The sequence below is a fragment of the Micromonospora sp. NBC_00860 genome (assembly GCF_045207375.1).
Lineage (GTDB): Bacteria > Actinomycetota > Actinomycetes > Mycobacteriales > Micromonosporaceae > Micromonospora > Micromonospora vinacea.
On record NZ_CP108825.1, the window covers coordinates 6,812,517 to 6,837,134 of the forward strand.

Here is a 24,618-nt window from a genome sequence, read left to right on the forward strand (position 1 = left end):
GCCGTTGACGACTGGTTGTGGGCAGAAGGCGGGCGGGTCGGCCATGCTCCTGCCAGTCGACGTCGAGTGGCCGATCGCAGGTTCCTGGATTCGGCTTCGGAGTCGGATCCCTCCGGGCCTGGATCGTCGACGGAGCGGCAGGATGGCCCGGTGGAGCGAGACACCCTGATCGTCCTTCTCGGCGCTGAGGATGGCGACGTCTACAGGTCATGTCGCGACGCTCTGCGGGCGGGCTACGACTTCAAGGTCTTCGACGGGGCGGCACCGGTTGGGGCTCTGATCACCACCTATCGGCGTCGAGAGCGTCACACCCGTATGCGCGGCATCCGGACGCTCGGGTTCGTCCAGGCGGTGGATCGGCTGGTCTCGGCCGAAGAACTGGGAGAGTTGCTGATCGGTCAGGTTGGCGGCGCCGGGACGACCTGGTTCTACCAACTCTTCTTCGCACCTGACGGCTCCCGCGTCGTTGCCTGCTTCGCGGTCAGTCAGGACGGGGGCGACGCTCAACGCCCGTAGCCGGCGGGTCGCTGCCCCCACCCGGATGCGGGGGCGACGAAACCATGAACGACAAGTTCGGCGACGCACTGCGGTGAGAGCAGCCGGCTCGGACCGTGCCTTGGCGGCTCATGAACTGAATCTTGAGCGTGCTCGACCGGTCGTAATGCCCGAAACGCCTGCGGGCCATGGGCGCCCGGTCGCGTCTTGTGCCCGCTCGTGCCCGTTGGAGGCCCTGGTTACCGAATCATGGGGACCCTGAGTCCAGAGATCACCTAGCTTGGAAACGGCCGGTCAGGCGATACGCGTTGTGCATTTCCAGGACAACTCGGGTCTGTGGCTGCAGCGGGCCGGGTGGGGTTGCGGGGTCAGCGAAAGCTACTTCGAGCACCTCTGTGCTCTCCGGCTCGATCACTCCTGACCATCGTCGCGCTTCGAAGCACATGGCGAAGCAGTGCATCCGGTCCCCGTTGGGATAGGTGATGACGTGAGCATCCGGCTCAGACAGGCAACCGAAGGCAACGAGATCGGAGCCGTCGACTATGAGTCCGGTTTCCTCTCGGACCTCATCGATTGCGGTACCGACGAAGCTTCCTCCTGGCTCGGCGGCCCCTGCCGGTATCTCCCACAAACCAGAATCACTACGTCGCTGGAACAGGACATGCTCGGCCGAGTCGAGGAGAACGACCTGCGCTCCGGGCATGAGCAGCAGTCGAGACCCGACCAACTGTCGGAGTTGCCAGGTGTAGGAACCGACATAACCCATCCGATGATCAAACCAGGAGCGTGGCGTTGCCGCGCTGGTGCTCGTCCGCCGACCCTGCGACCTACGGCACGCGGCTGCCTCGCTCTGGCTGAATGCCGGCGTCCCGCCGACCGAGGTCGCCCGGCGAATGGGCCAAGGCGTCGCCGGCCAGTTCCGCGTCTACGCCAACTGCATCGACGGCGGCGACGACACCATGCCTGACAAGATCGGCCACGCTCTCACATGAGCGTCCGGGCGTTAGTCCTCATCGCCGAGGATGCCGCGCGGGAACTGGTCAGCCGAGAACTGCCAGCCGTGGGTGGTTATCGGCAACTCGCGTTTCGGCCCGCGAGACGTTGGCGCGCTGTGAGACTGGGGGAGTACCAGCACCGCCGGTGTTTCGGCGGTGGTCGAGTCGACCCGGCGGGTGGGGAAGATGTCCAACGACAACGAGATCCGGCCCTTCCGGCTCGACACGCCGGAGGACGCGATCGCCGACCTGCGTCGCCGGATCGCGGCCACGCGCTGGCCTACCCGCGAGTTGGTCACCGATCGCTCGCAGGGGGTGCAGCTGGCGACGATCCAGGAGCTGGCCCGCTACTGGATGACCGATCACGACTGGCGTGCGTGCGAGATGAAGCTGAACGCCCTGCCGCAGTACACGACGAACATCGACGGCGTCGAGATTCACTTCATCCATGTGCGCTCGCCGCATGAGAACGCCCTGCCGCTGATCATGACGCACGGCTGGCCGGGCTCGGTCGTCGAGCTGCTCGGGGTCGTTGGCCCAATGACCGACCCGACGGCGCACGGCGGCACCCCTGAGGACGCGTTCCACCTGGTGCTGCCGTCGTTGCCGGGCTACGGCTTCTCCGGCGAGCCGACCGAGCCTGGCTGGAATTCCGCGCGGATGGCACAGGCGTGGGCGAAACTCATGGACCGCCTCGGGTACCCGCGTTACGTCGCACAGGGCGGCGACGTCGGCGCCGCCGTCACGGACGCCATGGGGCGCCAGGCACCCGCAGGGCTGCTCGGCATCCACGTCAACCTGCTCGCCGGGGCGGTCGGCATCAAGGACAAGTTGCCGGCCAATTCGGAGCAGGAACGCGCCGCGCTCGACGCGCTCAAGCTGTTCTCGATGGACGGTTTCGGCTACTTCCTGGAGCAGTCCACCCGGCCGCAGACGATCGGCTATTCGCTGCTGGACTCACCTGTCGGGTTGGCAGCCTGGATGCTCGACCACGACACGGACAGCTACTACAAGATCTCCCGCGCGTTCCTTGACGGTGATCCGGCCGGCAGTCTCACCCGGGACAGCATCCTCGACAACATCACGCTGTACTGGTTGACGGGCACCGGCGCGTCGTCCGCCCGGTGGTACTGGGAGCAGGGGCGGTTTCAAGCCGCGGCCCAGGCGGCCGGTCAGGCTCCGCCGCCGGTCACGGTTCCGGTTGGCTTCACCACGTTCCCCGGGGAGATCTGGGCCGCTCCGCGTAGCTGGGCCGAGGCGGTCTACCCCGGCATCGCGTACTTCAACGAGGCTGAGCGCGGCGGCCACTTCGCGGCCTGGGAGGAGCCGGAGCTCTTCACGGCCGAGGTGCGGGCCGCATTCCGGCCGCTACGCAGTTCCTGAGCTCGCGCCCGGATATCGGTCCGGGCAGCGACCGCACGTCCAGGGTCGCCGCTGAGTGGGGAGAGGCGCTCGTCGTGAATCGTCCCGAGCCGACCTCGCGCATGGGAAAGGATCCGTCGGGGTACTGGCGCGTGCGCGAAGACCAGGTATGGTGGTCGATGGCTGGCGCAGAGCGCAGCGCAGGCGCACCCCTTCGAGGCGTCACGGACAGTGACCGACACGTCAGATTTGACAGCTCCGTTGTGGCTGCGCCGAATTGCGTTGAAGGTCGTATTCAACGCTGTGTGAAGCGGTGATCTGCCCCGCAGGCTCGTGATCTGGCCCAGTGTGACCCGGGCGGTGGGCCGAACGGCGGGAAGTCACAGACGGTGGGGCCAGTCGGGGCCTCCACGACTTCTCTGGCTGTCTGCACTGTGGCACGATCGTGGAACCTCCACTATCCCCACGACACTTTCCGACAGGAGCAATCATGTCTGGTCGTAGGTTGGGCCGGCTGCTTGGCTCACTTCTACTCGTCGCCGCACTCGTGAGCGGCATCGGCAGTGTCAATCTCTTCGGCAATGCAGGGGGCAGCTCGCAGGCTGGCGACATCGTCTGGCAGCGCGTGCAGGCTGGCGACATCGTCTGGCAGACTGCGCAGGACGGCGACATCGTCTGGCAGACTCCGGGGACTGACGACATCGTCTGGCAGTGAGCTGGGCGCCTTGGGTCGGTCATCCAAGTTGGCTGTTGGGGATGCCGCGCGCCATTGACGGAATGCTCCGTGGCGGTGTCGTGACCGCTCGGCGTCAATCCGAAGGAGCGGCATGATCGGTCGCGGTCAACCCCGGCGCAGGTCGTCCGAGGACGCGTGGATCATCACCGCGCCTCTCGCTCTGATTGCAGTCACCTGCGCCACCATCACGGGTCTGGTCGCCAAGGAGCCAATCGGTGACTGGCCGGAGGCAGCCCTTCTTCTCGTCCTCATGATCGCGGCCGGTCTGCCGCTGCTCAGCCTGGTTGTTCGGCGGCAGACGATCGGTGTCACGCTCACCGAGCTGCCGATGGTCCTCGCGCTCTACTTCCTGCCGCCGCTGACGGTGGTGGTCATCTACACCCTGAGTTCGCTCATCACCCACACCCGGCAGCGGTTTTCGGCGCCCAAGGTGTGGTTCAACGTGGCGCGGGCGGCGGCCGGGACATCACTGGCCGTCCTGGTCCTCCAGGCGCTCCCGCCCATCGAGGGAGTGGGGCCAAGCACCTGGGGCAGCATCTTCGCCGCGGTGAGCATGGTGATCCTGGTCAGTTACGCCAGCGTGGCAGCGGTGCACACCCTGCTGCACGGCTGGCAGACCGGGCGTGGGACCTTGCGGACCGCCACTCCGGCGGTGCTCACCGCGGCGATCAACGTGTCGGTTGGCCTGATCGTTCTGATCCTGGTCGAGAACACATGGTGGTCGCTGCTCCTGCTCGCCGCCCTCGGCGCCGGCCTTGCCCTGGTCTACCGGGCCTACGCCCAGTTCTTCCGTCAGCACCGCACCCTCACCGACCTGTACGACCTGACCCGCGCGGTGGTGGAGAGCGGTCACAGCGGCACGCTCGCGGACGCCCTGCTCGGCCGGGTCCGCGCTCTCATGCAGGTGGAGTACGCGACGCTGTGGCTGCCGGCCCAGGGGTGGCACCCGGAGACCTTGCTGACCGCCCGAGTCGACGACCGCGGTCTGCTCGACCTGGCCCTCACTCCGCCGACCATCCGGGAGCGGGCCCGCGACACCCGGCGCACCGTTGCCGTCGGCCGCGGCGTGACCACCGACGGAGAGTTCCGCGCCGACCTGGCCGAACGGCGGATCAAGGACGCGGTGGTGGTGCCGCTGCGGTCGGGTCAGGTGGTCATCGGCACCCTTGAGGTGGCCAACCGTCTCGGCGACGGCAACCATTTCACGCCCGCCGACATCGCGGTCCTGGAGACGGTGGCCGCGCACGCGGCGGTGGCCCTGGAAAACTCACGGCTGGTCGATCGGCTGCGACACGACGCGTACCACGACGCCCTGACCAAGCTGCCCAACCGGCGGCGGATCACCGCCGCCCTGGAGGAATCGGTCAAGTTCCGTACCGACGGCGAAGTGGTGGCCCTGCTGCTCTTCGACGTCGGCGGGCTGCGCCAGGTCAACGAGTCCCTGGGGCACGCGGCGGGGGACAAGGTCCTCACCGAGGTCGCCAACCGGTTGCGGGCCAGCGCGCCGTCGTCGGCTCTGGTCGGCCGTGCCGGCGGGGACGAGTTCCTGGTGACGCTGCGGTTGGAGAGCGCCGAGGCCGCGCTTGAGCTGGCCGCTCAACTGCGCGACCAGATCCGCGACGAGATGGTCTTCGACGCGCTCACCCTCGACGTGAACACCGCCGTCGGGGTGGCCCTGCATCCGGATCACGGCAGCGACGCGGCCACCCTGCTGCTGCGGGTCGACCTCGCCGCCACCGCGGCCAAGTCGGTGCCGGGCAGCGTGCAGCTGTTCAACCCGGGCCTGGAATCCCGGTCGCTGCGCCGGCTGGGTCTCGCCGGCGATCTGCGGCGAGCACTGGACCAGGACGAGCTGGAGGTCTACTTCCAGCCCAAGGTGACCCTGCGGGACCGGCGCCTGGTCGGTGTGGAGTGTCTGGCCCGGTGGGAGCACCCGGCGCACGGCACTGTCGCTCCGGAGGACTTCGTGGCGGTGGCCGAGCACACCGGCCAGTTGAGTCGGCTCACCGAGGTGGTGCTCCGCGAGGGCCTGCGCCGCAGCCGGGACTGGGCGCTGGCCGACCAGCCGCTGCCCATCGCTGTCAACCTCTCCGCTCGTACGCTGATCGACCAGCACTTCCCGGACCGGGTCCAGGAGTTGCTGACCGAGTACAAGGTGCCGGCGCAGCGCCTCACCCTGGAGATCACCGAGTCGGGGGTGCTGGACGGCACGGACCGACCCATCCCCACCCTGCAACGGTTGCGGGACCTCGGCGTACGGCTGTCGGTGGACGACTTCGGCACCGGTGACTCGTCCCTGGCGCACCTGCGCCGGCTGCCGGTGCACGAGGTGAAGGTGGACCGCTCCTTCGTGCAGGGCATGGCGACCGATCCGGGGGACCTGGCGATCGTCAACGCGGTGGTGACCCTCTCCCAGCAGTTCGGCCTGGCCGTTGTGGCCGAGGGTGTGGAGAGCGAGCTGACCCTGGAGCTTCTCCAGGACATCGGCTGTGAGATCGGGCAGGGCTTCCTGTTCAGCCGGCCGCTGCCGTACGAGCGGTTGGCCGCCTGGTTCGGCGCCCAGGTTGAGCCGGAGACGGCCTCCAACGGGGAACTGCCGCGCCTTCGTGTCGTGCCCTGAGCAGGGTGCGGACGATCACCGGGGATCCGATTTCACCTGTCGAGCCGGGCCGTGTACTCTTACTCCTGCGCGCCCCACGGGGAGATCGCGCAGGCCCCCTTAGCTCAGTCGGCAGAGCGTCTCCATGGTAAGGAGAAGGTCTACGGTTCGATTCCGTAAGGGGGCTCGAGGGTTCAGCTGGACCCATCGCAGCGGTGTAGCTCAGATGGTAGAGCAAGCGGCTCATAATCGCTGTGTCGCCGGTTCAAGTCCGGCCACCGCTACTCTCGTCTTCCGGGCTTGTTGCCGGTGGTCGTAAGAAAATGGGCGCTTCTGGCGCCCACTTTGCATGTCCGCGCTGTCAGCGTCTAGGCTGGCGCGTCGTAGTTGTTTCCGTTAGCGAGGAAGGCACTCCGCCGTGGCGAAGGCTACCGATGTCCGGCCGAAGATCACTTTGGCGTGTGTGGAGTGCAAGGAGCGCAACTACATCACGCGCAAGAACCGCCGCAACGACCCCGACCGCATCGAGCTGAAGAAGTTCTGCCCGCGCGACGGTCGGCACACGGTCCACCGCGAGACCCGCTGATTGCTGGCCGGCTTCAGGGCCGGCCGCTGTCGAGGCTTTTCCATCGCCGATCTGACCGGTTTGGCGCGGCTCCGCCGCCGCCTACCGATCAGGTCGGCGATTGGGCTTTCCGTGTAGGTTCGCGGAATGCCTCTGGACCCTTCCTTCGTCGGCCGGACCTATCCGCCGACCGCCCCCTACCAGGTGGGCCGAGAAAAGATCCGCGAGTTCGCCGGCGCCATCGGCGCCACCGACCCGGCCCACCATGACCCGGAGGCCGCGCGGGCGCTGGGCCACCCCGACGTGGTGGCCCCGCCGACCTTTCCGGTGATCGTGACGATGGCCGCGAGCAGCCAGATCATCGAGGATCCGGCCCTGGGTGTCGACTACAGCCGCCTGGTGCACGGCGACCAGCGGTTCGCGTACACCCGGCCGGTGTTCGCCGGCGACGAGCTGGTCTGCACCAACACCATCGAGGACGTCAGCACCCGGGGTGGGCACGGCTTCCTGACCACGCGCACCGACGTGAGCACCGTCGGCGGGGAACCCGTGGTCGCCGTCTGGGCCCGGTATGTCATTCGCGGGGAGGCGTGAGATGGAGTTGCCAGCACAGACGTTTCGGGTGACCCGCGCGGACCTGGTCCGCTACGCCGGCGCCTCGGGCGACTTCAACCCGATCCACTGGAGCGACCGGGTCGCCACCAAGGTAGGTCTGCCCGGGGTGATCGCCCACGGCATGTTCACCATGGCGTTGGTCGGCCGGGCCGTCACCGAGTGGGCCGGGTCGCCGGACGCGGTGGTCGAGTACGGCGTGCGGTTCACCCGGCCGGTGGTGGTCCCGGACGACGACCAGGGGACCGAGATCGAGGTGACCGCGCGGGTCCGCGAGGTGACCGAGGACGGTCTCACCCGGCTTGAGGTGACCGCCACCTGCCTGGGTGAGAAGGTGCTGTCGCAGGCGCGGGCAACCATCCGGACGGCACGCTGAACCGAGCCCGCCACGCGTGGCGGAGAGACCGGTTGGGAAAGTCGGGCGGCTACCCGTACACTGGTCCGCCGTGGGGCAAGTGACCCCTGCTCGGTCGTCTGTGGCCGCGTGGGGCGAGTGTTGCCGCATAGGGGTGTAGCTCAATTGGCAGAGCAGCGGTCTCCAAAACCGCAGGCTGCAGGTTCAAGTCCTGTCACCCCTGCGCCTCAGGCCTGACCGTTCCCGTGGGTCGCGCCGCCAGCTTGGCGGCGTCCGGCCCGTGGTGGTGGCATCGGCGGTGTGGCTCCGAGGCAATCGGGGCCCTCCGGGTGATCCACCGGCCGCGGCCCGTCGCGGGACGGTTGGGTCCGGCCGGCGTGACCAGCGCCGCGTACGCCACTCGGCGTGCGACCCCAGATTCCGCGACGGAGGGCGAAGTGGCCGACAACAAGCGGCGCGACGACGACGGCGACGATCGTCTGGACGACGAGGTCGTCGACGACGTGGCCGACGACGACGCCTCCGGCGCGGACGAGCCGGTCTCCCGGGGAGGCACCGCCACGCGGTCCCGTGCCCGGGCGGAGTCGGCGGACAGCCGGCCGACCACCCGGTCGGAAACGGGTCGGGTGGGCGTCTTCGGCCGCATCGCGCGGTTCTTCCGCGAGGTCGTAGCCGAACTGCGTAAGGTCATCTGGCCGACCCGCAAGGAGTTGCTGACCTACACCGCCGTGGTGGTGGCGTTCGTCGCGGTGATGCTGACGATCGTGGGTGTGCTGGACTTCGGCTTCGCCAAGGTCGTGTTGTTTGTCTTTGGCAACTCGGACTGACCGGCTGCCTCCAGCCATAGTGACGGAAGTGAGCGAGCGTGCCTGAGTACGACGAGACCGCCGGACCGGTGGACGAGCAGTCCACGGTCGCGACGGCGGCTGGTGACGAGTCGGTTGAGGCCGCCAGCGAGCCGGAGTTCCCAACGACCGAGCCCGCACCGGACGAGGACTACGACCCTGTCGCGGAGCTGAGGCAGAAGCTGCGCTACGCGCCGGGCGACTGGTACGTGGTGCACTCGTACGCCGGCTACGAGAACAAGGTCAAGACCAACCTCGAGACCCGGATCACGAGCCTCGACATGGAGGACTTCATCTACCAGGTCGAGGTGCCGACCCGGGAAGAGGTCGAGGTCAAGAACGGTAAGCGTTCGCAGATCCAGGCCAAGGTCTTCCCGGGCTACATCCTGGTCCGGATGGAGCTGACCGCTGAGTCCTACTCCTGCGTCCGGAACACTCCGGGTGTGACCGGCTTCGTCGGCGCGACCGACCGGGCCGACCGGCCCGCTCCGCTCTCGCTCGACGAGGTGCTGAAGTGGCTGGCGCCGGCTGTCGAGACCGAGCAGAAGAAGGCGAAGCCGGAGATCAAGGTCCTCGACTTCGAGGTGGGCGACTCCGTCACCGTCACCGACGGCGCGTTCGCGTCGCTGCCGGCCACGATCAGCGAGATCAACGCCGACCAGCAGAAGCTCAAGGTGCTGGTGTCGATCTTCGGTCGCGAGACTCCGGTGGAGCTCAACTTCAACCAGGTCGCCAAGATCTGATTGGTCGTCGGCGGCGGGCCCGACCCGCCGCCGACGTCGGCGTACGCGCTCTCGCTCGACCTCGGCGGACGAGTGGGCTGCGACCTGCGCTACTCTTGAATGTCGCCGCTGTCGCACCGCGCTGACCGTGCGCGCCCGAGGGCGGCGACAGCCGCATTTTCCCAGCTCCAAGCCCCAGGAAGTGACATGCCTCCGAAGAAGAAGCTCGTCAAGACGTTCACGCTTCAGCTGCCGGCGGGCCAGGCCACGCCGGCGCCGCCGGTCGGCCCCGCGCTCGGCCAGCACGGCGTGAACATCATGGAGTTCTGCAAGTCCTACAACGCGCAGACCGAGTCTCAGCGGGGCGACATCGTCCCCGCCGAGATCAGCGTGTACGAGGACCGGTCCTTCACGTTCGTGCTGAAGACCCCGCCCGCTGCCCGGCTGCTGATCAAGGCCGCCGGTGTGCAGAAGGGTTCGGGTGTTCCGCAGTCCGAGAAGGTCGGCTCGGTCAGCCGCGCCCAGCTGCGTGAGATCGCCGAGAAGAAGATGGCCGACCTCAACGCCAACGACATCGCCCAGGCCGAGAAGATCATCGCCGGCACCGCCCGGTCGATGGGCATCACCGTCAACGACTGACGTCGGCCCCGGCCTTCGACCCGACCGTGGGAGGGCTCGCGCCGAGCGGCCCGCCAGAGACCACAGGAGTAATCAGCAATGCAGCGCAGCAAGAGCTACCGCAAGGCCGCCGATGTCATCGACCGGTCGAAGCTCTACACCCCCACCGAGGCCGTGAAGCTGGCCAAGGAGACCACCAACGTCAAGTTCGACGCCACGGTCGAGGTCGCCATGCGCCTCGGCGTCGACCCCCGCAAGGCGGACCAGATGGTCCGCGGCACGGTCAACCTGCCGCACGGCACCGGTAAGACCGCCCGCGTGATCGTGTTCGCCAGTGGCGCGAAGGCCGAAGAGGCCGCCGCCGCGGGTGCGGACGAGGTGGGCACCGATGAGCTGGTCGCCCGGATCCAGGGTGGTTGGCTCGACTTCGACGCGGCGATCGCCACGCCGGACCAGATGGCCAAGATCGGCCGGATCGCGCGGATCCTGGGCCCGCGCGGTCTCATGCCGAACCCGAAGACCGGCACGGTGACCATGGACGTCACCAAGGCGGTGCAGGACATCAAGGGCGGCAAGATCACCTTCCGGGTGGACAAGCACTCCAACCTGCACCTGATCATCGGCAAGGCTTCCTTCACGGAGACCCAGCTGGTGGACAACTACGCTGCGGTGCTCGACGAGGTGCTGCGTGCCAAGCCGTCGGCGGCCAAGGGCAAGTACCTCCGCAAGGTCATCCTGACCACCACGATGGGCCCGGGCGTCCCGGTCGACCCGAACCTGGTGAAGAACCTTCGGGAGGACCAGGCCGACGCCTGAGTCGACAGTTCGCTCCACCGGGGCGCCGCCACGATCGTGGCGGCGCCCCGTCGCGTTTGAGGTGTGGCAGGCTCGACCCCATGCGGCTGGAGAACGTCTGGTTGCGGTACCACCGGCGGGGGCCGTGGGTGCTGCAGGGCATCGACGTGCGGATCGGTCCCGGCGAGGTGGCGATCGTGCTGGGCCGCAACGGGGTGGGCAAGTCGACACTGCTCCAGGTGGCCGCGGGGGTCCTCCGGCCGGGCCGGGGCCGGGTCACCGACCGGCCGGCGCGGGTGGGCTGGGTGCCGGAGCGTTTCCCCGCCGACCAACCGTTCACTGTGACCCGTTACCTGACCGGGATGGCCCGGGCGGCGGGGCTGGGCAGGGCCGCGGCCGGCGAGGCGGTGACCTCCTGGACGGACCGGCTCGGGCTGTCGGCGTTCCGCTCGGTCCGGCTGCCCGAGTTGTCCAAGGGCACCGCGCAGAAGGTGGGCCTCGCCCAGGCGATGCTGCGCCCGCCGGGCCTGCTGGTCCTCGACGAGCCGTGGGAGGGGTTGGACGCCGCCACCCGCGAGTTGGTGCCCGAGCTGATCGCCGAGGTGCTCGCCGCCGACGGTTCCGTCCTGGTCAGCGACCACCGTGGCGAGACGGTCCGGCTGCCGGCCGCGCGCCGCTGGTTGGTGGCCGACGGCTCGCTCACCGAGGAGGCGCCGTCGACGGACGAGACGTTCGCTGTGGTCGAGGTCGCGGTGCCGGCCGCGCGGGTCGCCGGCACCGTCGCCCGGTTGCGCGCCGAGGGCCACCAGGTGCTGCGGGTACGCTCCGACGCCGCCACCGCGGCACCCCAGGCTCGACCCGCCGAACCGTTCCGGGCCGCCGGTGCCGCCCGACCCGCCGAGCCGTCGCTCGGGATGACCGGGGAGCTGGCAGCGGAGCAGCCGGGGGCCGCCGATGCCGCGGTCGAGCCGGCAGCGGGGGAGGCCCGGTGAGCGCCCTGGTCCGGATGCGGCTGGCCGGTTTCCTGCGAACCGGTCGGGCGGTGGCACCGTTGCTCGCCGGCCTGATCACGCTCGGCACGCTCTATGGCGGTGGCCGCGCCCAGCCGGCGGAGGCGTACGGCGTCTCCGCGGTGGTGCTCTTCCCGGTGATCGCCTGGCAGACCAAGATCCTGTTGGACGTCGAGCCGGACGTGCAGCGTCGGCTGGCGCAGGTGACGGTCGGGGTGGCGCGGGAGCGGTGGGCCGGGCTGCTCGCCGCAGCGGTGGCGGCGCTGGTGACGGTGGCCGTCGCGCTGCTCTTTCCGTGGCTGGTCGGCGGGGTGTCCGGCCCGGTCGACCCGGGGGACCGGTCGATTCCGGTCGGGCTCGCGCTGGGGTTGTGGGCGCACCTGCTCGTCGTACCCGCTGCGGTTGCTCTTGGGGCGCTGGCCAGCCGGGCGTCGGTGGGCGGCGCCGGGTACGGCGTCGCGGTGTTGGCCCTCGGCGGGGTCGGCGCTGTGGTGCTCGGCCTGACCGGCTCGGTGGCCCCCTGGCTGGCACCGCCGATCATGGCCGCCGCTCGCACCACCGCCGGCGACGCCGCCGCGCTGACAGTGCTGGGGCTGAGCGGGTGGGCGCTGGCCTGGAGTGCGGCGGTCGTCGGGGGTTACCTGTGGCGGCGGCGGGCCCAGGGCTGACCTGGCCGGGGCTGGTGGCGCGGCTCACAGGCAGCGATTTGGTGCTGGTGACCCGGGCGCGTACTCTTCAAACGTCATCCGTGTTCTCATGGATGAGGAACCACCCAAAGACCGCTGGTCACCGTGCTTCGGCACGGTCGAAGGTCCCGCGACAACGGGCGACCCGCGTAGGGCGGCAAGCGTAATTCGGCAGTGAACGTGGTCCGCCGACCACGATGATCCGCCGGCCCTCGCCCCGTGCGCCCTGCGCCGGGGCTTTTTCGTTGTCGTGCTGCCCTCCGCCCCCGTTCCGGCTTCGGCCGAGACGGGGACCAGCCTCGAGTAACGAGAGAGGAGGGACATGGCGGACAAGCCGATCCGGGCCGACAAGGCCACGGCCGTCGCTGAGCTGACCGAGAGCTTCCGCAGCTCGGGCGCCACCGTGCTGACCGAGTACCGCGGTCTGACGGTTTCCCAGCTCACCCAGCTTCGGCGCTCGCTCGGCGCCGATACCAGCTACACGGTCGCGAAGAACACGCTGGCCAAGCGTGCTGCGACGGACGCGGGCATCACCGGCCTCGACGAGCTGTTCACCGGTCCTACCGCGCTGACTTTCGTTTCGGGCGACGTCGTCGAGGCGGCGAAGGGGCTTCGCGACTTCGCGAAGGCCAACCCGAAGCTCGTCATCAAGGGCGGTGTCTTCGAGGGCAAGGCCATTTCCGCGGCCGAGGTCACGAAGCTCGCCGACCTGGAGTCCCGCGAGGTGCTGCTGGCCAAGCTGGCCGGCGCGATGAAGGGCAACCTGAGCAAGGCCGCGGCCCTGTTCCAGGCCCCGCTGTCGAAGACCGCCCGTCTGGCGGCTGCACTGCAGGACAAGCGCGAGAAGGAGGGCGCCGAGGCGGCCTGAGGCCCCCACGGCGCACCAGTTCTTACTTAACAGAATCAGGAAAGGACGCCAGATATGGCGAAGCTCAGCACCGGCGAGCTGCTCGACGCGTTCAAGGAGATGACGCTGATCGAGCTCTCTGAGTTCGTGAAGCAGTTCGAGGAGACCTTCGAGGTCACCGCCGCGGCTCCGGTCGCGATCGCGGGCCCGGGTGGCGGCGGCGGCACCGCTGCTCCGGTCGAGGAGGAGAAGGACGAGTTCGACGTCATCCTCGAGGCCGACGGCGGCAAGAAGATCCAGGTCATCAAGGTCGTGCGTGAGCTGACCGGCCTGGGCCTCAAGGAGGCCAAGGACGCGGTTGAGTCCGCGCCGAAGGCCATCCTGGAGAAGGTCAACAAGGAGACCGCCGACAAGGCGAAGGCCAAGCTCGAGGGCGAGGGCGCCAAGGTCACCCTCAAGTGACCTGACGTTCCACCAACGCGTACCCGGCTCGTGAGCCGGGACACCATCGCGTCGCGGCGGGCGGTGATCCGACACGGATCACCGCCCGCCGTATTGGTGGAGCCGGCTCCGATCGGCTCTGAGCTGGGCTCCGACCAGCGGCTGGGTGGGCCGGAACGAGGGCGGCGGGTCGCTCTCCAGAGGGAAACACGCAGCAAGGGCAATACCGGCCCTTGACGCGGCCCGGGGCTGCCAGGCACGCTGACACCAGCAAGACACCGCGCTTGCGACGGCCACGACGTGGGTATGACAGCGGCGGCACCATCGGCCGCGGTAACCCGAGCGGCCCAGTGGGGAGTTGCGTTCTGAGCGGCCCGGCAGACCCCGGTTGACGGGGGCCGAGGCGCGCTCCGCAAACAACCTGCGGGGTGGGCTGGACAGCGGTTAGCCTCTCGGCTACACTGCTAGTTTGCGCTGCCTTCCGACTTGACCCCTGCTCGGAAATGTCCGTTTACGGATATTTCTGGTGGGGTCATTGGAGTGCACGCGTACCAGCCGTTCTGCAGCACCGGTCCTCGGAAGGACGCATCTTGGCAGCTTCCCGCCCTGCGAAGACCAGTCGTACGTCGAGCGCATTCGCTCCCCGCCGAGTTTCATTCGGCAGGATCACCGAACACCTCGAGGTCCCCAACCTCCTTGCCATTCAGAACGAGTCCTTCGACTGGCTCGTCGGCAACGAGGCTTGGCAGGGCCGGTCGGCGGACGACCCGCACGCACGCTCGGGTCTCGCGGAGATCCTTGAAGAGATCAGTCCCATTGAGGACTTCTCCGGCACCATGTCGCTCTCCTTCTCAGCGCCGCGCTTCGACGAGGTCAAGGCCTCGATCGAGGAGTGCAAGGAGAAGGACCTGACCTACTGCGCTCCGCTCTTCGTGACCGCGGAGTTCACCAACAACACCACTGGCGAGATCAAGAGCCAGACGGTGTTCATGGGTGACTTCCCGATGATGACGCCCAAGGGCACCTTCGTCATCAACGGCACCGAGCGTGTCGTGGTCAGCCAGCTCGTCCGGTCTCCGGGCGTGTACTTCGACAAGCAGCCGGACAAGACCTCCGACCGCGACCTCTCCAGCGTCAAGGTCATCCCGAGTCGGGGTGCCTGGCTGGAGTTCGACATCGACAAGCGCGACACGGTCGGCGTACGCATCGACCGTAAGCGTCGGCAGGCCGTCACCGTCCTGCTCAAGGCCATCGGATGGTCGGCCGAGCGGATCCGTGAGAAGTTCGGCTGGTCCGAGCTGATGATGACCACGCTCGAGAAGGACCACATCGCCGGCGCCGACGAGGCACTGCTCGACATCTACCGCAAGCTGCGCCCTGGCGAGCCGCCGACGCGCGAGAACGCCCAGACCCTGCTCGACAACCTCTTCTTCAACCCGAAGAGGTACGACGTCGCCAAGGTCGGGCGCTACAAGTTCAACAAGAAGCTCGAAGTCGACGTGCCGATCACCACCGGCACGCTGACCGAGGACGACATCGTCGCCACCGTGGAGTACCTGTGCCGGCTGCACGCCGGTGAGGACGGCTACGAGGCCGACGACATCGACCACTTCGGTAACCGGCGTCTCCGTACCGTGGGCGAGCTGATCCAGAACCAGGTTCGGGTCGGTCTGTCCCGGATGGAGCGGGTCGTCCGCGAGCGGATGACCACGCAGGACGTCGAGGCGATCACCCCGCAGACCCTGATCAACATCCGCCCGGTGGTGGCGGCGATCAAGGAGTTCTTCGGGACGTCCCAGCTGTCCCAGTTCATGGACCAGACCAACCCGCTGGCGGGTCTTACCCACCGGCGTCGGCTGAGCGCGCTCGGCCCGGGTGGTCTGTCCCGGGAGCGGGCCGGCTTCGAGGTCCGCGACGTGCACCCGTCCCACTACGGCCGGATGTGCCCGATCGAGACGCCGGAAGGCCCGAACATCGGCCTGATCGGCGCGCTGTCCACCTTCGCCCGGGTCAACCCGTTCGGCTTCATCGAGACGCCGTACCGGAAGGTCGTCGAGGGTCGGGTCACCGACCAGATCGACTACCTGACCGCGGACGAGGAGGACCGGTTCGTCAAGGCCCAGGCCAACGCGCGCCTGAAGGCTGACGGCACGTTCGCCGAGGACCGGGTGCTTTGCCGTCGTAAGGGCGGCGAGACCGAGGACGTCGTCCCCGGTGCCGTCGACTACATGGACGTCTCGCCCCGGCAGATGACCTCGGTCGCGACCGCCATGATCCCGTTCCTCGAGCACGACGACGCCAACCGGGCACTGATGGGCGCGAACATGCAGCGCCAGGCGGTGCCGCTGGTCAAGGCCGAGGCGCCGCTCGTGGGTACGGGCATGGAGTACCGGGCCGCTGTCGACGCTGGCGACGTGGTTGTCGCCGAGGTCGGCGGTGTGATCGAGGATCTCTGCGCCGACTACGTCACCATCCACCAGGATGACGGCCACCGCCGGACGTACCTGCTGCACAAGTTCCGCCGCTCCAACGCCGGCTCCTGCGTCAACCAGAAGCCGGTGGTCTTCGAGGGCGACCGCGTCGAGGCCGGTCAGGTCATCGCCGACGGTCCGTGCACCGACGAGGGCGAGATGGCGCTCGGACGCAACCTGCTGGTGGCGTTCATGTGCTGGGAGGGCCACAACTACGAGGACGCGATCATCCTGTCGCAGCGCCTCGTGCAGCAGGACGTGCTCACCTCGATCCACATCGAGGAGCACGAGGTCGACGCTCGGGACACCAAGCTCGGCCCGGAGGAGATCACCCGCGACATCCCGAACGTCAGCGAGGAAATGCTCGCTGACCTCGACGAGCGCGGCATCATCCGGATCGGCGCCGAGGTCGTCCCCGGTGACATCCTGGTTGGCAAGGTCACGCCCAAGGGCGAGACCGAGCTGACCCCGGAGGAGCGGCTGCTCCGCGCGATCTTCGGTGAGAAGGCGCGTGAGGTTCGGGACACCTCGCTGAAGGTGCCGCACGGCGAGACCGGCACGGTCATCGGTGTGCGCACGTTCTCCCGCGAGGACGGCGACGAGTTGCCGCCGGGTGTCAACGAGCTGGTCCGGGTCTACGTCGCCCAGAAGCGCAAGATCCAGGACGGCGACAAGCTCGCCGGCCGGCACGGCAACAAGGGTGTCATCTCGAAGATCCTGCCGATCGAGGACATGCCGTTCCTCGAGGACGGCACCCCGGTCGACATCGTGCTCAACCCGCTCGGTGTGCCGAGCCGGATGAACATCGGCCAGGTGCTGGAGACCCACCTCGGTTGGGTCGCCAAGACCGGTTGGAAGGTCGAGGGTGACGACGCCGACTGGAAGCGCCAGCTCCGTTCGATCGATGCGCACGAGTCCGAGGGCGACACCAACGTGGCCACCCCGGTCTTCGACGGTGCCCGCGAGGAGGAGATCTCCGGTCTGCTCGAGTCGACCCTGCCCAACCGGGACGGCAAGCAGCTGATCGGGCGTACCGGCAAGGCGCAGCTGTTCGACGGTCGTTCCGGCGAGCCGCTGCCGGACCCGATCGCGGTCGGCTACGTCTACATCCTGAAGCTCAACCACCTGGTCGACGACAAGATCCACGCTCGTTCGACCGGCCCGTACTCGATGATCACGCAGCAGCCGCTGGGTGGTAAGGCGCAGTTCGGTGGTCAGCGTTTCGGTGAGATGGAGTGCTGGGCGATGCAGGCGTACGGCGCTGCCTACGCCCTGCAGGAGCTGCTCACGATCAAGTCCGACGACGTGCTCGGCCGAGTGAAGGTCTACGAGGCCATCGTCAAGGGCGAGAACATCCCGGAGCCGGGCATCCCGGAGTCGTTCAAGGTGCTGCTCAAGGAGCTGCAGTCGCTGTGCCTCAACGTTGAGGTGCTCTCCAGCGACGGTGTGGCCCTGGAAATGCGCGAGACCGACGACGAGGTGTTCCGGGCCGCTGAGGAGCTGGGCATCGACCTGTCCCGGCGCGAGCCGAGCTCGGTCGAAGAGGTCTGAGGTGAGCGGTCGGGGGCCGGCTCGCCGGCCCCCGACCCCACCCGAGAATTAGCAGTACAGACGACGACATAGGGGACATAGTGCTCGACGTCAACTTCTTCGACGAGCTGCGCATTGGTCTCGCCACCGCCGACGACATCCGTCAGTGGTCGCACGGCGAGGTCAAGAAGCCTGAGACGATCAACTACCGCACCCTGAAGCCGGAAAAGGACGGGCTCTTCTGCGAGAAGATCTTCGGTCCGCAGCGGGACTGGGAGTGCTACTGCGGTAAGTACAAGCGCGTTCGGTTCAAGGGCATCATCTGTGAGCGCTGCGGCGTCGAGGTGACTCGCTCCAAGGTCCGTCGTGAGCGGATGGGGCACATCGAGCTCGCCGCTCCGGTGACCCACATCTGGTACTTCAAGGGCGTTCCGAGCCGGCTGGGCTACCTGCTGGACCTCGCCCCCAAGGACCTCGAAAAGATCATCTACTTCGCCTCGTACGTCGTGACGAGCGTTGACGCGGAGTCGCGTCACCGTGACCTCTCGACGATCGAGAACGAGATCCTGGCCGAGAAGCGGCAGTCCGAGAACAGCCGCGACTCGGAGATCGAGAAGCGGGCCGCCAAGCTCGAGGCCGACCTGGCCGAGCTGGAGGCCGAGGGTGCCAAGGCGGACGTCCGGCGCAAGGTCAAGGAGGGCGGAGAGCGCGAGATGCGCCAGATCCGCGACCGGGCCCAGCGCGAGATCGACCGCCTGGACGAGGTGCTGGACACCTTCCGCAAGCTGGAGCCGAAGCAGCTGGTCACCGACGAGCTGCTCTACCGCGAGCTGCGCGACCGGTTCGGTGAGTACTTCACCGGTTCCATGGGCGCCGAGGCGATCAAGGCGCTGGTCCAGAACATGGACCTCGACGCCGAGGCCGAGAGCCTGCGGGAGACCATCCGGTCCGGCAAGGGCCAGCGGAAGATCCGGGCGCTCAAGCGACTCAAGGTCGTCGCGGCGTTCCTGAACACCCGCAACTCGCCGCTCGGCATGGTGCTGGACTGCGTTCCGGTCATCCCGCCGGACCTGCGCCCGATGGTGCAGCTCGACGGTGGCCGCTTCGCGACCTCGGACCTGAACGACCTGTACCGCCGCGTGATCAACCGGAACAACCGCCTCAAGCGGCTGATCGACCTCGGCGCGCCCGAGATCATCGTCAACAACGAGAAGCGGATGCTCCAGGAGGCCGTCGACGCGCTGTTCGACAACGGCCGTCGCGGCCGGCCGGTCACCGGTCCGGGTAACCGCCCGCTCAAGTCGCTGTCCGACATGCTCAAGGGCAAGCAGGGCCGGTTCCGCCAGAACCTGCTGGGCAAGCGCGTCGACTACTCCGGCCGTTCGGTCATCGTGGTCGGCCCGAAGCTCAAGCTGCACCAGTGCGGTCTGCCCAAGCAGATGGCGCTGGAGCTGTTCAAGCCGTTCGTGATGAAGCGGCTGGTCGACCTCAACCACGCACAGAACATCAAGTCCGCCAAGCGGATGGTCGAGCGTCAGCGCCCGGTCGTGTGGGACGTGCTGGAAGAGGTCATCGGCGAGCACCCGGTGCTGCTCAACCGGGCACCGACCCTGCACCGCCTGGGCATCCAGGCCTTCGAGCCGCAGCTGGTCGAGGGCAAGGCGATCCAGATCCACCCGCTGGTCTGCACCGCGTTCAACGCCGACTTCGACGGTGACCAGATGGCGGTGCACGTGCCGCTGTCCGCCGAGGCTCAGGCCGAGGCGCGGATCCTGATGCTGTCGTCGAACAACATCCTCAAGCCGGCCGACGGTAAGCCGGTCACCATGCCCACCCAGGACATGGTCATCGGTCTGTACCACCTCACCCACCTCACCGCCGGTGAGAAGGGCGAGGGCCGGGCGTTCAGCTCGGACGCTGAGGCGCGGATGGCCTTCGACAACGGCGAGCTGCACCTGCAGGCGCCGGTGAAGATCCGCCTGCGTGGCGTGGTCGGTGTCGACAACGGCAACGGCTCCGAGGCGTGGGCCGCCCCGGAGGGCTGGGTCGAGGGTGACCCGCTGACCGTGGAGACCACGCTGGGTCGCGTGCTGTTCAACGAGACGCTGCCGCAGGGCTACCGCTTCGTGAACTACGAGATCCGCAAGGGTCAGCTCTCCGCGATCGTCAACGACCTCGCCGAGCGCTTCCCCAAGGTCGCGCTGGCCGCCACCCTGGACGGGCTCAAGGAGGCCGGTTTCCACTGGGCCACCTGGTCCGGCGTGACGATCGGCATGGAGGACGTCATCGCGCCGCCGCGCAAGGCGGAGATCCTGGCGCGGTACGAGAAGGACGCCGACCAGATCGACAAGCAGTACCAGCGTGGTCTGATGACCGCCGAGGAGCGTCGCGGCGAGCTCATCGAGATCTGGACCAAGGCGACCAACGAGGTCGCCAAGGAGATGGACACCGCGCTTCCGCAGGAGAACCCACTGTGGAAGATGATCAACTCGGGTGCTCGCGGTAACCTGCTGCAGCTCCGGCAGATCGCGGCGATCCGTGGTCTGGTGGCCAACCCCAAGGGCGAGATCATCCCGCGGCCGATCAAGGCCAGCTACCGGGAGGGTCTGTCCGTGCTGGAGTACTTCATCTCCACGCACGGTGCCCGTAAGGGTCTCGCCGACACCGCGCTGCGGACCGCCGACTCGGGTTACCTGACCCGTCGTCTGGTGGACGTCTCGCAGGACGTCATCATCCGCGAAGAGGACTGCGGCACCGACCGGGCGATCCCGATGCAGATCGGCGAGAAGCTCGACGGCAAGCTCGTCGTCCACACCCACGCCGAGACCAGCGTGCACGCCCGTACCCTCGCCGACGACATCAAGGGGCCGGACGGCACCGTGGTCGCCGAGCGCGGTCAGGACATCAACTCCATCGGGGTCGACAAGATCGTCGCCGCTGGTGTGGAGACGGTCCGGGTTCGCAGCGTGCTCACCTGCGAGTCGAAGCTGGGTGTCTGCGCGGCCTGCTACGGCCGGTCGCTGCCGACCGGTAAGTCGGTCGACATCGGCGAGGCGGTCGGCATCATCGCCGCCCAGTCCATCGGTGAGCCCGGTACGCAGCTGACGATGCGTACCTTCCACACCGGTGGTGTCGCGGGTGAGGACATCACCCAGGGTCTGCCGCGTGTTCAGGAAATCTTCGAGGCTCGGGTCCCGAAGGGTAAGGCGCCCATCGCCGACACCCCGGGTCGGATCCGAATCGAGGACGGCGAGCGCTCGCGCAAGATCATCGTGGTGCCGGACGACGGCAGCGAAGAGATCGTCTACGACAAGATCTCGAAGCGGGTCAAGCTCCGTACCCACGACGGCGGTCACGTCGCTGTCGGCGAGAAGCTGACCGAGGGCACCATCGACCCGCACGAGCTGCTGCGGATCATGGGTCCGCGGGCGGTCCAGGTCCACCTGACCAGTGAGGTCCAGGAGGTCTACCGCTCGCAGGGTGTGCTCATCCACGACAAGCACATCGAGATCATCATCCGCCAGATGCTCAAGCGGGTGACGGTCATCGACTCCGGCTCGACCGAGTTCCTGCCGGGTGTGCTCGTCGACCGGGCGCTGTTCGAGTCGGAGAACCGCCGGCTCGTCTCGGAGGGCGGCGAGCCCGCCGCCGGTCGTCCGGTGCTGATGGGTATCACCAAGGCCTCGCTGGCCACCGACTCCTGGCTCTCGGCGGCCTCCTTCCAGGAGACCACCCGGGTGCTGACCGACGCTGCGATCAACTCGCGCAGCGACTCGCTGGTCGGCCTCAAGGAGAACGTGATCATCGGAAAGCTCATCCCGGCGGGTACCGGCATCAGCAAGTACCGCAACGTCCGGGTCGAGCCGACCGAGGAGGCCAAGGCCAAGGTCTACTCGATGACCGGTTACCCGGAGACCGACTACGGGTTCGGGCCGGCCAGCGGGCAGGCAGTGCCCCTGGACGACTTCGACTTCGGGTCGTACCGCTAAGCACCAGTCACACGACGAGGCCCCCGGTGAAAGCCGGGGGCCTCGTCGTGTCCGTGCCCACCCACCCTCGGGCCGGGTTCGGCATGATGGGGGGATGACGACCGCACCCGGGCAGGTGTCCCTCGCCCAACCGGGCCTGCGCCACCCGCTGGACCCGGACCCGGCCCGCGCCACGAAGGCACGGGCGGTCTTCGCGCTGGGCCTGCTCGGCATGCTGACCGGGCTGTTCATCGGTGGCGTGGTGCCGGCGACGGTGGCCCTGCAACTGGCCCGCCAGGCACGCCGCGAGGCGTACGCCTCGGGGGGTTTCCTGACCGGCAGCGTCTGGCTGCGGCGGGGGGAGTGGATGGCCTGGACCGGCCTGGTGCTTGTCGCGGTCAGCCTGGTGGCCGCTGTGGTCATCGGGGTGGTCCGGTTGGCCGGCGCCCCGTTCGGTCACGACTACCCGGCGAACATGGACTGAGCCGCCGGCGCCCGCGCCCGGCGCGGGCGGCGGCGCCCGCGGCGGTAGCCTGGCCGATGTCCGCCGTGTGGCGGTGGCGGCCTTTCGACTGGAGGACCTCGTGACGGAACCGGCGCGGCCCCCTGCGGACGAACCGGCTGGCGTGCCGGACCCGCCGGTTCCTCCGTCCGAGCCGAGTGACTGGGCGCGACCCGGCCCGGGTGACGAACCACAGCCACCGGTGTCCACCCCGAGCCCGCCGCCGCACTCCGGCTGGGGTACGAGCACGGCACCCGACTCCGCGCAGCCGTACCCGGTCTCCAGCGCGCCGGCCTCGATGCCGCCGCAGGGCTGGGGTCCGCCCCCGTCGGGGCCGGGTGTGCCGCTCCCGGGCTGGGGTCCGTCCCCGTCGGGGCCGGGTGTGCCGCCCCCGGGCTGGGGTCCGCCCTCGTCCGGGCCCGGCATGCCGCCGCCCGGCTGGGGTCCACCCCCATCTGGGCCCGGTGTGCCGCCCGGCTGGGGCCCGCCGGCAGTTGGGCCGGGTGTGCCGTACGGGTGGGGTCCGCCGCCGTCCGGGCCTGGAGCGCATCCCGGGTGGGGTCCGCCGCCGTCCGGGCTCGGGGCGCCGCCCGGCTGGGGTCCGCCGGGGCACGGCCCCGGGTGGGGTGGCATGCACGAGCGTTCGGTGCCGCCGCCCACCGACGACCAACGCCGACCGCCGAAGCGGGTGGAGACGGTCTCCGGTACGCCGTTCGGCGTCGTTCACCTGGACGTGGCGCCGGTCACCTCCGGGTTGGCCATCGGGGCGCTGGTGGCGGGGGTCGCGTCGGTCCTGGTCTCGCTGCTGGTGATCTGTTTCGGAGTGGCCTTCAAGAACGACGGCGGGGCGTGGGCCTCCGGAGCGTTCGCCGCGCTGGGTGTGCTGGCCGGCGGCGCGGCGGTCGTCGTCGGGCTGCTCGGCCGGCGGCAGATCCGCCGGCCAGCCGCGCCCTCCGCGGTCCAGTTCACCGGGCGCGGGCTGGCGATGGCCGGGATCAGCTGCGGCGCGGTGGGGGCACTGCTCAGCCTGCTGGGCCTGGGCCTGGCCCTGCTTCTCGCCCTGACCTGAGGGTGACCACCGACAGTTCCGGCACCTGACGGGGCTTTCCCGCGGAAGGGTTCGGTCCCTCCGGGGGCGATGGGTGCTTCTGCGGGGAAGCCGGTACACTTGTATTCGTAGGTGCCCATCGCGGGCGACGGGGCAGGACGAGATCCGGCCGGCGGGTTGTGAGACGGTCGCCGGGCCATTCCGTTTTGACCTGGGCGGTTGTGGTAGGTACTCTTTCCCCTTGTGCCCGGGCATGCCCGGGCAACTCGTGCGTGCGCTGTTTCCGGCTTACGGGCGGCGGCACGACAAGTCAAGGATCCGGGGCGGGGCGACCCGCGCGCCGGTGACACAAACCCGGTACGCACGCGAGAGCGTCGCAACGGGGCCGTGACGAGGGCGACACGCCCGACCGCGGGTGCCGGGGTCTCCGCAAGGCGACCCTGGTCGGAATGTAGGAGAGCCGGTCATCAGGCCGGCTAACGAGCAGACGGCGCGGCCGCTAACGCGGCCGAAGGGAGCGGAGAAACCCGGTGCCCACGATCCAGCAGCTGGTCCGAAAGGGCCGCCAGGCGAAGACGACCAAGACCAAGACCCCGGCGCTGAAGGGTTCTCCTCAGCGGCGCGGCGTGTGCACCCGCGTGTACACCACCACCCCTAAGAAGCCGAACTCGGCGCTGCGCAAGGTCGCTCGCGTGAAGCTCAGCAGCCAGATCGAGGTGACCGCCTACATCCCCGGCGTCGGTCACAACCTGCAGGAGCACTCGATCGTGCTCGTTCGCGGTGGCCGGGTGAAGGACCTCCCCGGCGTGCGTTACAAGATCGTTCGCGGCTCGCTGGACACCCAGGGTGTCCGTAACCGCAAGCAGGCGCGCAGCCGTTACGGCGCGAAGAAGGAGAAGAGCTGACATGCCGCGTAAGGGACCCGCTCCGCGGCGGCCACTGGTCGCTGACCCGGTGTACAACTCGCCGCTGGTCACCCAGCTGGTGAACAAGATCCTGCTCCGCGGCAAGCGTCAGCTCGCCGAGTCGATCGTGTACGCGGCCCTCGAGGGCTGCCGCGAGAAGTCCGGCACCGACCCGGTCGTCACCCTCAAGCGGGCGATGGACAACGTCAAGCCGACCCTCGAGGTGCGCAGCCGTCGTGTCGGTGGCGCCACCTACCAGGTTCCGGTCGAGGTCCGCCCGACCCGGGCGACCACCCTGGGCCTGCGCTGGCTGGTCACGTACTCCCGCGCCCGTCGCGAGAAGACCATGGTCGAGCGGCTGATGAACGAGCTGCTGGACGCGAGCAACGGCCTCGGTGCCGCCGTCAAGCGGCGCGAGGACACGCACAAGATGGCCGAGTCGAACAAGGCCTTCGCGCACTACCGCTGGTAACACCCTGGTTCCGGCGCCTCCGGGCGCCGGAACCGCCAC

22 protein-coding genes and 3 tRNA genes are annotated in these 24,618 nt (G+C 68.7%); 24 read left to right on the forward strand and 1 reads right to left on the reverse strand.

Features of this window, described 5'->3' with window-relative positions; translation table 11 throughout:
* Positions 1 to 150 precede the first annotated feature (150 nt).
* Positions 151 to 516, forward strand: a complete 366-nt coding sequence (locus OH804_RS31515; protein WP_196919823.1) for a hypothetical protein — start codon at positions 151 to 153, stop codon at positions 514 to 516.
* Between the two features lie 250 nt (positions 517 to 766).
* Here OH804_RS31515 and OH804_RS31520 read toward each other — a convergent pair whose 3' ends face one another.
* Positions 767 to 1,261: an NUDIX domain-containing protein gene (locus OH804_RS31520; RefSeq protein WP_196919822.1), complete on the reverse strand. Its 495-nt coding sequence runs from the start codon at positions 1,259 to 1,261 to the stop codon at positions 767 to 769.
* A 415-nt stretch (positions 1,262 to 1,676) separates the two neighbouring features.
* Here OH804_RS31520 and OH804_RS31525 point away from each other — a divergent pair, with 415 nt between their 5' ends.
* The 23 genes from OH804_RS31525 to rpsG all read left to right on the forward strand — a co-directional run bounded on the left by OH804_RS31525 (position 1,677) and on the right by rpsG (position 24,579).
* Positions 1,677 to 2,873 carry an epoxide hydrolase family protein gene (locus OH804_RS31525; protein WP_406061283.1) on the forward strand — a complete coding sequence of 399 codons (1,197 nt, stop codon included), beginning with the start codon at positions 1,677 to 1,679 and terminating at the stop codon, positions 2,871 to 2,873.
* 469 nt (positions 2,874 to 3,342) lie between these two features.
* Complete coding sequence (locus OH804_RS31530) at positions 3,343 to 3,567, forward strand: hypothetical protein (protein WP_196919820.1); 225 nt, start codon at positions 3,343 to 3,345, stop codon at positions 3,565 to 3,567.
* A 112-nt stretch (positions 3,568 to 3,679) separates the two neighbouring features.
* Positions 3,680 to 6,208: a bifunctional diguanylate cyclase/phosphodiesterase gene (locus tag OH804_RS31535; protein ID WP_196919819.1), complete on the forward strand. Its 2,529-nt coding sequence runs from the start codon at positions 3,680 to 3,682 to the stop codon at positions 6,206 to 6,208.
* Positions 6,209 to 6,301: 93 nt separating this feature from the next.
* Positions 6,302 to 6,374: transfer RNA gene (locus OH804_RS31540), tRNA-Thr, on the forward strand.
* 24 nt (positions 6,375 to 6,398) lie between these two features.
* Positions 6,399 to 6,471 (forward strand) — tRNA-Met (locus OH804_RS31545).
* A gap of 134 nt (positions 6,472 to 6,605) precedes the next feature.
* The gene (rpmG, locus tag OH804_RS31550; protein ID WP_007073056.1) at positions 6,606 to 6,773 is read left to right on the forward strand and encodes a 50S ribosomal protein L33; all 168 of its coding nucleotides are present in this window, start codon (positions 6,606 to 6,608) and stop codon (positions 6,771 to 6,773) included.
* Positions 6,774 to 6,899: 126 nt separating this feature from the next.
* A complete protein-coding gene (locus OH804_RS31555) occupies positions 6,900 to 7,346 on the forward strand; it encodes a MaoC family dehydratase N-terminal domain-containing protein (protein WP_196919818.1) in 447 nt (148 codons plus the stop codon).
* Position 7,347: 1 nt separating this feature from the next.
* A complete protein-coding gene (locus OH804_RS31560; protein ID WP_355580507.1) occupies positions 7,348 to 7,740 on the forward strand; it encodes a MaoC family dehydratase in 393 nt (130 codons plus the stop codon).
* Between the two features lie 129 nt (positions 7,741 to 7,869).
* Positions 7,870 to 7,942 (forward strand) — tRNA-Trp (locus OH804_RS31565).
* 214 nt (positions 7,943 to 8,156) lie between these two features.
* Positions 8,157 to 8,546 (forward strand): preprotein translocase subunit SecE, encoded by a 390-nt coding sequence (secE, locus tag OH804_RS31570; RefSeq protein ID WP_091403530.1) that lies wholly within the window; start codon positions 8,157 to 8,159, stop codon positions 8,544 to 8,546.
* A 38-nt stretch (positions 8,547 to 8,584) separates the two neighbouring features.
* The gene (gene nusG / locus OH804_RS31575) at positions 8,585 to 9,307 is read left to right on the forward strand and encodes a transcription termination/antitermination protein NusG (protein WP_112584800.1); all 723 of its coding nucleotides are present in this window, start codon (positions 8,585 to 8,587) and stop codon (positions 9,305 to 9,307) included.
* A gap of 186 nt (positions 9,308 to 9,493) precedes the next feature.
* Complete coding sequence (gene rplK, locus OH804_RS31580) at positions 9,494 to 9,925, forward strand: 50S ribosomal protein L11 (protein WP_124820953.1); 432 nt, start codon at positions 9,494 to 9,496, stop codon at positions 9,923 to 9,925.
* 78 nt (positions 9,926 to 10,003) lie between these two features.
* A complete protein-coding gene (gene rplA, locus OH804_RS31585) occupies positions 10,004 to 10,720 on the forward strand; it encodes a 50S ribosomal protein L1 (protein WP_091402424.1) in 717 nt (238 codons plus the stop codon).
* An 80-nt stretch (positions 10,721 to 10,800) separates the two neighbouring features.
* Positions 10,801 to 11,691, forward strand: coding sequence for an ATP-binding cassette domain-containing protein (locus tag OH804_RS31590; protein WP_406061288.1), 891 nt, complete (start codon positions 10,801 to 10,803; stop codon positions 11,689 to 11,691).
* Positions 11,688 to 12,377 (forward strand): hypothetical protein, encoded by a 690-nt coding sequence (locus OH804_RS31595; RefSeq protein ID WP_406061290.1) that lies wholly within the window; start codon positions 11,688 to 11,690, stop codon positions 12,375 to 12,377. Before OH804_RS31590 ends, OH804_RS31595 begins: the two co-directional genes overlap by 4 nt.
* Before the next feature lie 340 nt (positions 12,378 to 12,717).
* On the forward strand, positions 12,718 to 13,263 hold the full coding sequence (rplJ, locus tag OH804_RS31600) for a 50S ribosomal protein L10 (RefSeq protein ID WP_030329872.1): 546 nt from the start codon (positions 12,718 to 12,720) through the stop codon (positions 13,261 to 13,263).
* 54 nt (positions 13,264 to 13,317) lie between these two features.
* A complete protein-coding gene (rplL, locus tag OH804_RS31605; RefSeq protein ID WP_196919814.1) occupies positions 13,318 to 13,704 on the forward strand; it encodes a 50S ribosomal protein L7/L12 in 387 nt (128 codons plus the stop codon).
* Positions 13,705 to 14,273: 569 nt separating this feature from the next.
* Positions 14,274 to 17,705: a DNA-directed RNA polymerase subunit beta gene (locus OH804_RS31610; RefSeq protein WP_196919813.1), complete on the forward strand. Its 3,432-nt coding sequence runs from the start codon at positions 14,274 to 14,276 to the stop codon at positions 17,703 to 17,705.
* Positions 17,706 to 17,785: 80 nt separating this feature from the next.
* Positions 17,786 to 21,673 (forward strand): DNA-directed RNA polymerase subunit beta', encoded by a 3,888-nt coding sequence (locus OH804_RS31615; protein ID WP_196919812.1) that lies wholly within the window; start codon positions 17,786 to 17,788, stop codon positions 21,671 to 21,673.
* Positions 21,674 to 21,767: 94 nt separating this feature from the next.
* Positions 21,768 to 22,136: a hypothetical protein gene (locus tag OH804_RS31620; protein ID WP_196919811.1), complete on the forward strand. Its 369-nt coding sequence runs from the start codon at positions 21,768 to 21,770 to the stop codon at positions 22,134 to 22,136.
* A gap of 706 nt (positions 22,137 to 22,842) precedes the next feature.
* Positions 22,843 to 23,223, forward strand: a complete 381-nt coding sequence (locus OH804_RS31625; protein ID WP_196924645.1) for a hypothetical protein — start codon at positions 22,843 to 22,845, stop codon at positions 23,221 to 23,223.
* Between the two features lie 509 nt (positions 23,224 to 23,732).
* Entirely contained in the window at positions 23,733 to 24,107 is a 375-nt protein-coding gene (rpsL, locus tag OH804_RS31630) for a 30S ribosomal protein S12 (protein ID WP_007465318.1), read from the forward strand.
* Position 24,108: 1 nt separating this feature from the next.
* Entirely contained in the window at positions 24,109 to 24,579 is a 471-nt protein-coding gene (rpsG, locus tag OH804_RS31635; RefSeq protein ID WP_007465317.1) for a 30S ribosomal protein S7, read from the forward strand.
* The last annotated feature ends 39 nt before the right edge of the window (positions 24,580 to 24,618 follow it).